The sequence below is a fragment of the Crocinitomix catalasitica ATCC 23190 genome (assembly GCF_000621625.1).
GTDB classification, from domain to species: domain Bacteria; phylum Bacteroidota; class Bacteroidia; order Flavobacteriales_D; family Crocinitomicaceae; genus Crocinitomix; species Crocinitomix catalasitica.
This window is the reverse complement of sequence record NZ_JHXV01000010.1, coordinates 24450-37042: the sequence shown is the minus strand read 5'-3', so window position 1 is coordinate 37042 and position 12593 is coordinate 24450. Positions and strand designations below refer to the sequence as shown.

General features: G+C 33.8%; 13 protein-coding genes. 6 read left to right on the top strand and 7 right to left on the bottom strand.

What is annotated here, in order from left to right:
- The first annotated feature begins 4 nt into the window (after positions 1 to 4).
- The 3 genes from T367_RS0107940 to T367_RS0107930 are packed head-to-tail and all read left to right on the top strand — an operon-like array spanning position 5 to position 1718.
- Entirely contained in the window at positions 5 to 694 is a 690-nt protein-coding gene (locus tag T367_RS0107940) for an SDR family NAD(P)-dependent oxidoreductase (RefSeq protein WP_027419369.1), read from the top strand.
- 50 nt (positions 695 to 744) lie between these two features.
- Positions 745 to 1074, top strand: a complete 330-nt coding sequence (locus T367_RS0107935; protein ID WP_027419368.1) for a hypothetical protein — start codon at positions 745 to 747, stop codon at positions 1072 to 1074.
- 2 nt (positions 1075 to 1076) lie between these two features.
- Complete coding sequence (locus tag T367_RS0107930) at positions 1077 to 1718, top strand: MOSC domain-containing protein (protein ID WP_027419367.1); 642 nt, start codon at positions 1077 to 1079, stop codon at positions 1716 to 1718.
- On the opposite strand, the gene T367_RS0107925 is transcribed toward T367_RS0107930, so the two are convergent.
- The 6 genes from T367_RS0107925 to dnaA all read right to left on the bottom strand — a co-directional run bounded on the left by T367_RS0107925 (position 1715) and on the right by dnaA (position 8847).
- Complete coding sequence (locus T367_RS0107925) at positions 1715 to 3715, bottom strand: alpha-ketoacid dehydrogenase subunit alpha/beta (RefSeq protein ID WP_035842971.1); 2001 nt, start codon at positions 3713 to 3715, stop codon at positions 1715 to 1717. The genes T367_RS0107930 and T367_RS0107925 overlap by 4 nt on opposite strands.
- A gap of 119 nt (positions 3716 to 3834) precedes the next feature.
- Positions 3835 to 5628, bottom strand: a complete 1794-nt coding sequence (locus T367_RS0107920; RefSeq protein WP_027419365.1) for a TraB/GumN family protein — start codon at positions 5626 to 5628, stop codon at positions 3835 to 3837.
- Positions 5629 to 5679: 51 nt separating this feature from the next.
- Entirely contained in the window at positions 5680 to 6138 is a 459-nt protein-coding gene (locus T367_RS0107915; protein WP_027419364.1) for a DinB family protein, read from the bottom strand.
- 58 nt (positions 6139 to 6196) lie between these two features.
- Positions 6197 to 6907 carry an SAM-dependent methyltransferase gene (locus tag T367_RS0107910; protein ID WP_027419363.1) on the bottom strand — a complete coding sequence of 237 codons (711 nt, stop codon included), beginning with the start codon at positions 6905 to 6907 and terminating at the stop codon, positions 6197 to 6199.
- On the bottom strand, positions 6908 to 7360 hold the full coding sequence (locus tag T367_RS0107905; RefSeq protein WP_035842968.1) for a low molecular weight protein-tyrosine-phosphatase: 453 nt from the start codon (positions 7358 to 7360) through the stop codon (positions 6908 to 6910). It lies immediately after the preceding gene.
- A gap of 50 nt (positions 7361 to 7410) precedes the next feature.
- Positions 7411 to 8847: a chromosomal replication initiator protein DnaA gene (gene dnaA / locus T367_RS0107900; protein WP_027419361.1), complete on the bottom strand. Its 1437-nt coding sequence runs from the start codon at positions 8845 to 8847 to the stop codon at positions 7411 to 7413.
- 235 nt (positions 8848 to 9082) lie between these two features.
- Between dnaA and T367_RS0107895 the strand changes: the two genes are divergently transcribed.
- Entirely contained in the window at positions 9083 to 9484 is a 402-nt protein-coding gene (locus T367_RS0107895) for an acyl-CoA thioesterase (protein WP_027419360.1), read from the top strand.
- Positions 9485 to 9489: 5 nt separating this feature from the next.
- Here T367_RS0107895 and T367_RS0107890 read toward each other — a convergent pair whose 3' ends face one another.
- A complete protein-coding gene (locus T367_RS0107890; RefSeq protein ID WP_027419359.1) occupies positions 9490 to 9795 on the bottom strand; it encodes a hypothetical protein in 306 nt (101 codons plus the stop codon).
- Between the two features lie 34 nt (positions 9796 to 9829).
- Here T367_RS0107890 and mnmD point away from each other — a divergent pair, with 34 nt between their 5' ends.
- Positions 9830 to 10498, top strand: a complete 669-nt coding sequence (gene mnmD / locus T367_RS0107885; RefSeq protein ID WP_027419358.1) for a tRNA (5-methylaminomethyl-2-thiouridine)(34)-methyltransferase MnmD — start codon at positions 9830 to 9832, stop codon at positions 10496 to 10498.
- 73 nt (positions 10499 to 10571) lie between these two features.
- Positions 10572 to 12590 carry an NAD-dependent DNA ligase LigA gene (ligA, locus tag T367_RS0107880; RefSeq protein WP_027419357.1) on the top strand — a complete coding sequence of 673 codons (2019 nt, stop codon included), beginning with the start codon at positions 10572 to 10574 and terminating at the stop codon, positions 12588 to 12590.
- Positions 12591 to 12593: the final 3 nt, after the last annotated feature.

The following is a 12593-nucleotide window of genomic DNA, read 5'->3' as shown; positions in this document are numbered from 1 at the left end:
CACAATGAAAAATATAGTTATTGTTGGCGGAAGTACCGGTATTGGTAGCGAATTAGCACAAATACTATCTGTTGCTAACAATGTACTTGTACTCGCTAGAAACGAAGCCAAATTATCTGCTTTAAAAACGCTTTGCGGGAATAAAATAGAGATTCAACGTCTAGATCTATGTGATAGCGCTATTAAAAATAATTTGACGGCGATTGTAAAGCAACAATTCGATCATGTGGATATCTTGATTAATACTGCTGGATATTTGGTTAATAAGCCTTTCTTAGAATTAACTCGTGAGGATATAGAATTGACTTACAGTACTAATATTACTGGAATAGTTGAAGCTTGTCAAGCAATTGTACCCTTTATGTCTAAAAAAGGTGGTCATATTGTAAATATTGGATCGATGGGAGGATTTCAAGGAAGTTCTAAATTCCCTGGACTAAGCATCTACAGTTCATCGAAGTCTGCTGTTGCTGGATTGTCAGAATGCTTAGCGGAAGAACTAAAAGAATACAATATTCAAGTGAACTGTTTAGCTCTAGGCGCTGCGCAAACTGATATGTTAGCGAAGGCTTTCCCAGGATATGAAGCGCCATTATCAGCTAAAAAAATGGCTGAATATATTGCCAACTTTAGCCTTTCTGCAAACCAATGGATTAACGGAAAAGTGATTCCTGTTGCGATCTCAACACCATAATTGATTTATAGATTTTTTTTTCTACTTTTAAAGCTAATTATTTAATATTTATGAAGTTAGAATTAAAAGACACAATGACCTTCACCGAAATGGAGAAAGTATTGAGCGAAAAGTTCCCAGAATACAAAGTATCAATTAAGAAAAATCCAATATTCAAATTTCAATTCGTTGAAGTTGCTAAAAGTGGAACTGTTGGCGCTTGGGTTAGAGTTTTCCCTAAGCATAATCAAGTAATGGTTATCAAATGTATTCCATCTTTTTGGGTTAGATTGTTCTTCGGAGGTTTAATTCTTATCGCTTTTATCAATGGTAAACAGAATATTGTAAGAGCAGAAGTTGGAAATTTCTTACACGAACATTTTAATACCCCAATCATTTAATTGTGAAAATAATATCGGTCAATATAGGCAAAAGTAGAAAAGTACAATGGCGAAATAAAGCGATTGAAACAGGAATCTTTAAATTCCCGGTTGACCATGGTATTGAATTGGGCAAAGAAGATGTAGTGGATGACGATGTTGTTGACAGACGTTATCACGGCGGTATTGACAAAGCCGTATATCTTTATAGTGCTGATCATTATGCTTTTTGGAAAAATAAATATCCAGATTTAGAATGGGATTACGGCATGTTTGGTGAGAATATAACCCTTTCTGGTCTAAACGAAAAAGAGATTCAAATTGGAGACATCTTTCAAATTGGAGATTGTCGTATTCAAATCAGTCAACCACGACAACCTTGTTTTAAATTAGGCATTCGTTTTGAAAGTCAAAAAATAGTCAAAGATTTTATCAATCAACCTTTCCCGGGACTTTATGCCCGCGTAATAGAAACAGGTACTGTTTATAAGAACGATACCATGCGTTTATCAGAAAGATTACACAATTCTATTGGTTTAATTGAGGTTTGGGATTTATTGTATAAACCCGATCCAGATATTGACTTATTAGAATACGCGGTAGATCATCAACATTTAGCAGAAGATTGCAAAGCATCGCTTCGAAAAAGACTGTCTAATATTTAGTAAGCCAATAATTGATTCAATTGATCTCTGAATCTATTTTTAGGCATGAAGTTTATTTCTAATTCTCCATCAAAAGGAACAGGTGTATCTATACTTGCTGATCTTAGTACAGGTGCATCAAGATGATCAAAACAGTTTTCACTAATCAAAGCAGAAAGCTCTCCTCCTATTCCACCAGTCAAACAATCTTCGTGAAGTATAATTGCTCTTCCTGTTTTTCTTACTGAATTGTATATCGCGTCAGTATCTAATGGTAATAACGTTCTTAAATCGATAATTTCAACATCCAGATTATCTTCGGCTACTATTTCTTTTGCCCAATGAACCCCCATTCCATAAGTGACAACCGTAGCTTTAGCTCCTTCATTCACAATATTCGCTTTACCTATTTCTAAAGTATAATAATCATCAGGCACTTCCTCTTTAATACTTCTGTATAATGCTTTATGCTCGAAGAAAATTACTGGATTCGGATCTTCTATTGAAGCCGCCAATAATCCTTTTGCTTCGGTAGGACTTGATGGATAAACCACTTTTAAACCAGGCGTATGCGTAAACCAAGCTTCATTACTTTGAGAGTGAAAAGGACCCGCTGCAGAACCGCCACCAGTTGGCATACGAATCACAACATCAGCGTTTTCACCCCATCGATAATGTAATTTTGCTAAATTATTTACAATCTGATTAAATCCAACAGTTACGAAATCTGCAAATTGCATTTCCATCACGGCTTTCATTCCATTAATAGATAAACCTAATGCTGCCCCAACTATTGCAGACTCACAAATTGGCGTATTTCGAATGCGATCTTTACCAAACTCTTCTACAAAACCTTCTGTAATCTTAAAAACGCCTCCATATTCCGCAATATCTTGCCCCATGATGATTAGGTCTTGATATTTACGCATAGACAAACGCAAAGCGTCTGAAATTGCATCTATAAATCGTTTTTCCGAATGCGTATCTGTCGCTGGATTCGTTATACTAAAATTGATAGGTGCATAAACATCTGCTACCTCTACAGCCGTATCAGGTATAATACTAGGCTCTGCATAAGCGACCTCTAATTCGTCATTGATTTCTTGTTTAATCTCTGCTTTTACTTTGTCAATCTCATCTTGAGTTAAGACACCTTCGTTCAGTAAATAAGATTCATAATTATCAACAGGATCTTTTTCTATCCATTGATCTTGCAAACCTTCAGGATAATATTTCGTTCCAGATGCCTCTTCATGCCCACGCATTCTAAATGAAACACATTCCAGTAAAAATGGACGTGGATTTTTACGCAATGAATCAGATATCTGTTGAATTGAGTGATAAACCTCTAGAATATTATTGCCATCGATTTTAAATGCATCAATTCCATATCCTATACCTTTATCAACAAATTGTTTACATCTAAACTGTTCGTTTGAAGGTGTAGACAATCCCCATTGATTATTTTCCACTAAAAATATAACTGGAACGTCCCAAACGGCGGCAACATTCAATGCTTCGTGAAAATCACCTTCACTTGCTCCCCCATCACCAGTAATAGCCAAGGATACTTTCTTTTCACCTCTTAACTTATCTGCCAAAGCAATTCCCATTCCTAATGCCAATTGTGGCCCTAGATGAGAAATCATTCCAACGATATGATGCTCTTTAGACCCGAAATGGAAAGATCGATCTCTACCTTTCGTAAATCCAGTCATTTTCCCTTGAAATTGAGCAAAAAGTCTGTTCAAAGGAATCTCACGACTGGTAAACACACCTAAATTTCGATGCATTGGTAAAATATATTCTTCTTTTTCTAATGCCAGACCAACTCCAACCGAAATCGCTTCTTGTCCCCAGCCTGAAAACCATTTTGTAATCTTTCCTTGACGCAAAAGAATTAACATCTTCTCTTCGATCAATCTTGGTTTAATTAATGCTAGATAAATGTTCTTTAACTCAACATCGGTTAATGATTTTCGATCGTAAGTGATTTTAGTTTTTGTAATTGTTGGCATATTGATGAAATGAATTTAATATCTGTATCAAATTTAGGAGATAAATTGATAACATTTTAATTGAGTTGCGATAAAATATGAACAAAACGTCGTTCAACTAATTCAATAGCATAAGAAAATTAATCCCGAAAATGTAAACTAACGCCAGCTTGAATGTAAGGTCCTGAAAAACTCATTCTTGAAAACTCTTCAACCTTCTTTGCTGCTTTCCAATATTTACCAGAACCATCAAGCAAATATCCAAATTTGCAATTAATACTTATTACTGGGAAAGTAAGCCGCAATCGAACGTTTGGATCAATTGAAAAAACATCATTCCGATAAATCACTTGATTCTCATTATCTGTTTGAATCAAAAATGGATCACCATTTAATTGTGTTTCGGTCATTTTCATGACACCATAACCCAAATCAAGTCCTAAAGCTGCTAAAAGAAAATTATTTCCAGTAGAATAACTGGTTCCCATTGTATAAATCCAACCTCTCAATGTCATATTATCATTATTGGAAACTTCTGGAATGTAGATATATTCGATATGCATTCCTTGTTCGTCTCGAACAAAAACATCCAAAGAAATACTACCGGCAACAAATTTATTCGTAAAACCATTTAGTCCATGATCGGCTAATGCCACATTTAAGCTTCTAATTTTATTAAAATAGTAGTAACTTAAGTTAGCACCTAAATGCACATCGATATCTGGTTCCTCCCAATTAAACGTTTCAATACTACTTCTTTTGTAGGAAGATATAATAATAAAAGGCAATTCCTTATCGTAGCCTTGAATGGTATCTAGATCGGGAAACGCTTTCAAATCAATTAAATAAGCAGCTTCTTTTTTATCCAAATTCTCTAGACCTATTTTTTTAATGATCCCCATATCATAGGAAATGGAATTCGTGTAATAAATTGGCATTACGAGGACTTTATTCTCAGAAGCTCCTATAAAATCATTGATACGATTAGCAACTGAATTCATATAGTATTTATAACAACGATCGTCATCTTGAACGGTATTTAAATGACAACGTCCAAATTGACCATAAAATTTAGCCCCTTCAAATTCATTATAAACTTGTTTAAATTCATCCAGCATATATCTTTCTCTAATGATTGGAGACTTGATATTTCCTTCCTTTTCACTTAAATACCATTTTCGACCTTGCTGCATCCCTTCCATAATTCGATAAAAAACCGCACTGTCTGCTCCCAAAATAGCACTTACTTCTTTTCTATAAATTTCTGCATCATCAAGAATCGAAGACATGGAGGAAGAATAATTCACTTGCCCCATTTGAAAATTGCCTAAATTATTCTGCGCAGGCGCATAATAACTCTCTGCCCCTGCTGCGTCTGTATCAACTGAAGCCAACGCTCTAATCTGTTCGAATAATGATCCTGCTTCGCTTTGATAATCTAGATCCTTAATTAATAAGTCTAATGCATAAATTGAAAACTTAGGAAATCGTTCAATATCAATTCCATGTGCCCATATTTTTTTATCAGCTGCCAAACTATCATTATAGGTCTCAAGTCTTAGTACTAATTGATAAAACTGATCTAATAACACCCCTTCCAAGAAAGGTTTATGTTCTGCTTTTTTATCACGAATAATGGCATTGATAATAAAACTTAAACCGGGACTTTGTTCGAGTAATAAATGATTTGTGTTTTGATTTTCATTTAGATACTTTAAAATCTGGAATTGAAGATTAATATTAAAAGTTTTATAATTATGATTTTCGCCAGTAAAATATACTTGATATTGGTCTAAAGTATCGTTAATTTTTTCAAATGCGACTAAGCTATCACTGTCAAGTAATATTTCCGTTTTACCGTTCTGACTAATTCCATTGCCCGCTAAAAAAACTAATTGGCACAATAATATAAACTTGAATGTAATGTTTTTCATTGTAGAACTTAAGCTGTTGAAATGAGGATTAATCCTGCCTTAAAAATCTAGTTATTTGAGGTTTCTTTTAATCGCAATGATTGTTGAAACATGCAAAGCATGATGCATATTATTAAATTGGATAGCTTCTTCAATATTAGTAATCTCAAAGCCATATGATGTCATATATGGTTTGTAGGTACTAAATTTATTAGCCTCAATATCCTCTTCTAAATCGTCTATTTGATTCAGTAATAAAGTCGTAATCAATTCAAACTCTTCCTGATCAATATCCCCTTCTGGTTTAGCTCCTTTTTTATATTTCTGTATAAACTCTGCAGGCAAATCGTTCTCGACACCAGCGAGCGAATATACCAGACCAACCTGTGTTGCAATTAAATGTCCTACATTCCAAATGATATTATTATTGTAACCAGCTGGAATTTGATTCAATTCAGACAAGCTTAAACCATTAATCAAATTGATCACATTATTTCGAGAAGCAGTAAGTAAATTAAGACTAGTTTTCATTTCTTTAGAGTTTTGTTAAAGTTAAGTATTTTAGGATTAGGATTTACGCAACCTATCATCAAGTTCTACCCAGAACGAAAACACACGGTGTTTTATCGAATGGAAATGGTTTTTTAGCCCATAGTTCGATCGGTTTTGTTTGAATTCGTTCTTTATCTCCAGTGATATCGTATGCGATAGTTAATAATATTTCACCGGGACACATTCGAATCAAATCCTCCATTAAAGATACATTTCTATAAGGCGTTTCAATAAATATCTCAGCAAAACCAGTCTTTGCTATTCGCTGAACCAACTGTTTTATTTCTGAAGTTCTTTCGGGATCTTTTTTTGCGAGATATCCGTTAAAAGTAAAACCTTGCCCATTCATGCCACTCGCTGCCAAAGCCAAAAAAATTGAACTCGGACCAACAAGTGGAACTACTTTCATATTGTTTTTATGTGCCAAAGCAACGATTTTCGCTCCTGGGTCAGCAATTCCAGGATATCCTGCTTCAGACAATAGACCAATATCCTTCCCCTCTTTCATTAATTGATGAATTTCTAACTCAAACTCATAATCATTGTGTTTATCCTGTTCGTAAAAAACTGAATCATCAATTGGAAACGTAGCGTCCATTTTTCTTAAAAATTGTCTAGCTGTTTTTATTTTCTCTACAACAAAAATTCTTAAAGGTCCTACAAGTTCATGATTTAAACTTGGTAAAACATTATCCAATGCTGTATCACTGATTGGAATTGGAATGATAAATAATTTTCCTTGACTCATTTATATTCTGCTAATTATTTTAGTAACGGCCACATTCAATAAATCAATGACATGTTGAAAACCTGCATCTCCACCAAAATAAGGATCAGGCACTTCATTATTTGCACCAGGATCAACCTCATTTAAAATCATCTTCACTTTTTTAACATCGCTGTCATTTCTTGCGAGCGATAAAATATTATGATAATTTTCTTCGTCCATAGCATAAATCAGATCAAACAGATCAAAATCTGCTACCACAAACTGACGTGCACGTAAGTCGCTTATATCAACACCATTTTTCAATGCTGTTTTCTGCATTCTATGATCAGGAGCTTCACCAGTATGATGAGCGGATGTTCCAGCAGAATCAGTTTCAATTTTAAGATTTAATTTTCGTGCTTGATCTCTCAAGATTCCTTCAGCGATAGGAGAACGACAAATATTCCCCAAGCAAACCATTAATATTTTCATATGTAAAGAAAAAATGCCTTCTGTCGGTTGACAAAAGGCATTTTAAATTTTTAATTAACATTTAATTTCTTCTCTAGATCTTCGAGATAGCCTCTGAATTGTTTATCGGTTTCAGCCAAATTATTCACCGTTCGACAGGCGTGCAATACGGTAGCGTGATCTTTACCTCCACATTGTGCTCCGATACTTGCCAATGACCATTTTGTCATCTTCTTAGCAAAATACATCGCAATCTGTCTCGCTTGAACAACTTCTCGCTTACGCGTTTTAGATTTCAACAATTCGATTGGTAAATTGAAGTAATCACAAACAATTTTATGTATATAATCCATTGAAACCTCACGGGCTGTATTCTTGACAAATTTGTCAATCATCTTTTTAGCCAATTCAATAGTTATCGCTTTTTTATTCAATGACCCTTGTGCAATAAGAGAAGTCAAAGCCCCTTCCATTTCACGAATATTGGTATTGATACTATAAGCTAAATATTCTAATACGTCAGCCGGTAAATCAACACCGTTTCCGTAAATTTTCTTTTCTAATATTGCGATTCTAGTTTCCAATCCTGGTGGTTGAACATCTGCAGATAATCCCCATTTGAATCGAGACAATAAGCGTTGCTCAATACCTTTCATTTCAACAGGAGCTTTATCAGCAGTTAAAACCAATTGTTTTCCTGTTTGGTGCAAATGATTGAAGATATGGAAAAATGCATCTTGCGTTTTCTCTTTTCCTGCAAAGAACTGAACATCATCAATGATCAATACATCCATCAATTTATAAAAATTGATAAAATCATTTGTTGTATTATTTTTAATCGAGTCAATAAATTGTCTCGTAAAAGTTTCAGCTTGTGTATATAAAACAGTCTTATTCGGGAATTGATTTTTGATTCCAATTCCGATTGCATGCGCTAAGTGAGTTTTACCTAGCCCAACACCACCATAAATTAACAATGGATTGAATGCTGTTCCTCCAGGTTTATTTGATACTGCAAATGCAGCAGATCTCGCTAAACGATTACAATCACCTTCAATAAAATTATCAAAAGAATAAGTAGGATTCAAATTAGAGTCTACATTAACCTTTTTCAATCCTGGTATAACAAAAGGATTACGTATAGGATTCTCGCCTACATTAATTGGCATCGACACTGGTGTATTCGATAAACTTTTTGTGCTTGAAGTTGGTAATTTGACAGTATAGGGCGACTTTTTATCAACGCTTCTATCCATTATTATGGAATATTCCAACTTCGCATCTGCTCCTATCTCTTTCTTGATTACTTTTTTAAGTAAATCAATGTAATGCTCTTCTAACCATTCGTAAAAAAAGTGAGACGGCACCTGTAATGTCAAAACCTTTGTTTTAAATCGAATAGGAACTATTGGCTCAAACCAGGTCTTAAAACTCTGTAAACTTACATTGTCCTTAATTACCTTTAAGCAGTCATCCCATATCAACTCATGGTTTTTTTTATTCTTCATTCAGGTAGGGGTGTATTTAAATATTGGTACTTTACTTATTCAATTCTTCTTCTCCAATTCAACCCAACAAATATTCACATAAAAAAGTTATAAAAAAAATCAAAAGGTTATTGTTTTTTACCTTTTTTTTACTTCCTAAAGTTTTTATTTTTTTTTCAAAAATTCACGGTTGTCAATCGAAAAAAATATTACTTTGACACCAAAAGCGAACTGCTACATCACGAATATACAAAAAATGTTTTCACTTGAAACCGAAATTAGAGTAAGATATGCCGAAACTGATCAAATGGGTTATGTTTATTATGGAAATTACGCCACTTTTTTTGAAGTCGGACGAGTTGAAACCCTGCGTTCAATTGGATTTAGCTATAAATCTCTCGAAGATCAAGGTATAATGTTACCCGTTTCAAATTATACTGTTAAATATCTAAAACCAATTTTTTACGACGAATTAATTACGGTGAAAACTACTATAAATAAAATTCCAAGTGTTAAAATTGAGTTCGATTATGAAATTTACAATAGCAAAAAGGAATTGTTAAGTGTAGCGAATACTGTTTTAGTTTTTGTTAATAAAAAAACAATGAAGCCTTGCCGTGGTCCTGAAGCTTTAATTGATAAAATCAAACAGTTTTAATTTGATTATAAATCAACACAAACATATTCGAAATTATCCAACTCTGTAGTTTCTGCTTCTAATTGATAATATGTTTCGATTGTGAAATTAGTACCGTCATCAGCACCTTTCTTTTTCAAACATTCTTCTCCAAAAGATTCTCCATCTTCATCTAGTAATACTAAATCTTCATACTCATTAACCTGCTCCTCTTCCCCTTCTAAAGTTGCAACGATAACAGTTTCAGTATAAGAATAAGTACATTTTTTACATTTTTCACAACTGGTTCCTACCAATATTAAACCGAAAGACAAATAAATTAATCGCAACATATGTTTTGTATTTTTGTACAAAGATATAAAACTAATGAATAAGAAAATTATTGCAACAGGTGACAAATCTAAAACTTTGTTAATTCCTGAATTAAATGAAACTTATCATTCTTCAAACGGTGCATTAAATGAAGCTTTACATGTTTTTAGAGACGCTGGATTAAATTATTTTACAAATAACAAACCTTTATCCGTATTTGAAATGGGGTTTGGCACAGGTTTAAACGCATTGGTGTCATTAGATTATGCCAATACACATGCGATTAAAATCAATTATACTACAATTGAAAATACGCCTATCGATATCGCACTTATCGATGAATTGGCGTACACAAACTTATTTACAGGCACTAATTTAAAATCAGATTATAGAAAACTTCATCTTGAACCATGGAACAATTCCGTACGCATTAATAAGAACTTTGAATTTGAAAAAATTCTCGGGAAGATTCAAGAATATATTCCGAATGACCATCAAAAATTCGATCTAATATTTTATGATGCATTCGGACCAAGAGTACAACCAGAGCTATGGACAGACACCATCATGCAGCAAATGTATAAAATGCTAAATGAGGGTGGAATATTAATTACATATTGTGCTCAAGGACAATTTAAGCGGAATTTAAAATCTGCCGGATTTACTGTTGAAAATCTTCCTGGACCAATAGGCAAGCGTGAAATTACAAGAGGAATAAAATAATATTGAAATTACCTATATTTACCTCTTAATATAGGCATATTTGCATAGTCGTAAAACAAGTAAAAATAAAAGAGTGTCGAATAAAGAGCAAGTAAAAGCTAGGATCAAAGAATTGGTTAATCTTTTAAATAAGTATAATCACGCTTATTATGTATTAAACCAAAGTAGTATTTCGGATTATGATTTCGATCAACTTTTAAAAGAATTAGAAACTTTAGAAGCGGCTAACCCAGAATTTTCAAATGAAAATAGTCCAACAAAAAGAGTTGGCGGAGATTTAACAAAAAAATTCAACACTGTTAAACACGACTTCCCCATGTTGTCTTTATCGAATTCTTATTCGAAAGAAGAAATTATAGAATGGGGAAATCGAATCAGAAAATTTTCTGAGGATAAAATCACCTATGTTTGCGAACTAAAATATGATGGTGTTGCAATCGGGATTAGATATGTGAACGGGCAATTAGAAAGAGCTGTTACCAGAGGTGATGGTAACCAAGGTGAGGATGTCACAACAAACGTTCGAACCATTCGAACGATTCCATTGCAATTACATGGCAATTATATCAACGACTTTGAAATTAGAGGAGAGATCTTTTTTCCTTTAGAAAATTTCAATGCACTTAATAAAGAAAAGGAAGAACTAGGTGAACCTTTGTATGCCAATCCTAGGAATACAGCTTCTGGCACCTTAAAATTATTAAATTCAAAAACGGTGGCTGCTCGAGGATTAGACTGTTATTTATATGGTGTTTATAGCAATCAAGAAATTGCTACGGGCCATTATGAGGCAGTTAAATTGGCGGGAGAATGGGGTTTTAAAATACCAGACGAATCTCAAAAAATGATTTTTAAGTGTGATACTGTTGATGAAATCATGGATTTTATTAATTATTGGGACAAGGCTAGAGTGAATTTACCGTTCGAAATTGATGGGGTTGTCATTAAAGTCAATAATTACGATCAGCAAAGTGATTTAGGGTTTACTGCAAAAAGTCCACGTTGGGCAATCGCATACAAATTCAAAGCAGAAAGAGTAGAAACTCTACTCAATGAGGTTACTTATCAGGTTGGACGAACAGGTGCTATTACTCCTGTGGCAAATCTTGAACCTGTATTATTGGCTGGAACAACAGTCAAAAGAGCTTCTTTGCACAATCAAGATCAAATAGAAAAGTTATCGCTTTATAATAACGACAGTGTTTATGTTGAAAAAGGCGGTGAAATAATCCCTAAAATTGTTGGAATCAATCTTGCAAAGCGAAAAAAGGATGCACAACAAGTAGACTTCATCACGAACTGCCCTGAATGTGATACAGAATTGGTAAGACATGAAGGAGAAGTACAACATTATTGCCCCAACGAAGTTGGATGTCCACCACAAATAAAAGGAAAAATAGAGCATTTCATTGGGCGTAAAGCTTTAAACATTGATGGATTAGGCCCTGAAACAATTGACTTATTATTCCGTAAGGATTTGATTCATAATTATGCGGATTTATTCGATTTGACTTTTGAAGATCTTGTTGAATTGGACAGAATGGCTGACAAGTCAGCAAATAATATTTTACAAAGTATTAAAGCCGCTAAAGATTCTCCTTTTGAAAAAGTATTGTTTTCTTTAGGCATTCGACATGTGGGGGAAACTGTAGCAAAAAAATTAGCCCGGCATTTTAAAAATATCGAAGCCATAATAATGGCTAATACTGAAGATTTGATAGCCGTTGATGAAATTGGAGAAAAAATTGCATTGAGTTTGGTCGCATTTTTTGAAGATGATGTGAATTTAGCAATACTACAAAAATTGAAAAATGCCGGACTTCAATTCGAAATGGAAGAAGAAGATGAGCCTAATAACAACACTTTAGAAAGTAAGACCTTTGTAGTATCTGGCGTTTTTGAAAAAGTAAGCAGGAACGAGTTGAAGGATTTAATTGAAAAGAACGGCGGCAAAAATACAGGATCTATTTCCGCGAAAACGAATTATTTAATTGCTGGTGACAAAATGGGGCCGGCAAAATTAGCAAAGGCAACTTCTTTAGGTGTCCAAATAATAACAGAGGATGAATTCCTAGCAATGATTAGCTATTAATAT

What these genes read in the sequence shown, in the direction of transcription:
- T367_RS0107940 (WP_027419369.1), top strand. Translation starts at nt 5, where the DNA reads ATGAAAAATATAGTTATTGTTGGCGGAAGTACCGGTATTGGTAGCGAA.
- T367_RS0107935 (WP_027419368.1), top strand. Translation starts at nt 745, where the DNA reads ATGAAGTTAGAATTAAAAGACACAATGACCTTCACCGAAATGGAGAAA.
- T367_RS0107925 (WP_035842971.1), bottom strand. Translation starts at nt 3,715, where the DNA reads ATGCCAACAATTACAAAAACTAAAATCACTTACGATCGAAAATCATTA.
- T367_RS0107920 (WP_027419365.1), bottom strand. Translation starts at nt 5,628, where the DNA reads ATGAAAAACATTACATTCAAGTTTATATTATTGTGCCAATTAGTTTTT.
- T367_RS0107915 (WP_027419364.1), bottom strand. Translation starts at nt 6,138, where the DNA reads ATGAAAACTAGTCTTAATTTACTTACTGCTTCTCGAAATAATGTGATC.
- T367_RS0107910 (WP_027419363.1), bottom strand. Translation starts at nt 6,907, where the DNA reads ATGAGTCAAGGAAAATTATTTATCATTCCAATTCCAATCAGTGATACA.
- T367_RS0107905 (WP_035842968.1), bottom strand. Translation starts at nt 7,360, where the DNA reads ATGAAAATATTAATGGTTTGCTTGGGGAATATTTGTCGTTCTCCTATC.
- dnaA (WP_027419361.1), bottom strand. Translation starts at nt 8,847, where the DNA reads ATGAAGAATAAAAAAAACCATGAGTTGATATGGGATGACTGCTTAAAG.
- T367_RS0107895 (WP_027419360.1), top strand. Translation starts at nt 9,083, where the DNA reads ATGTTTTCACTTGAAACCGAAATTAGAGTAAGATATGCCGAAACTGAT.
- T367_RS0107890 (WP_027419359.1), bottom strand. Translation starts at nt 9,795, where the DNA reads ATGTTGCGATTAATTTATTTGTCTTTCGGTTTAATATTGGTAGGAACC.
- mnmD (WP_027419358.1), top strand. Translation starts at nt 9,830, where the DNA reads ATGAATAAGAAAATTATTGCAACAGGTGACAAATCTAAAACTTTGTTA.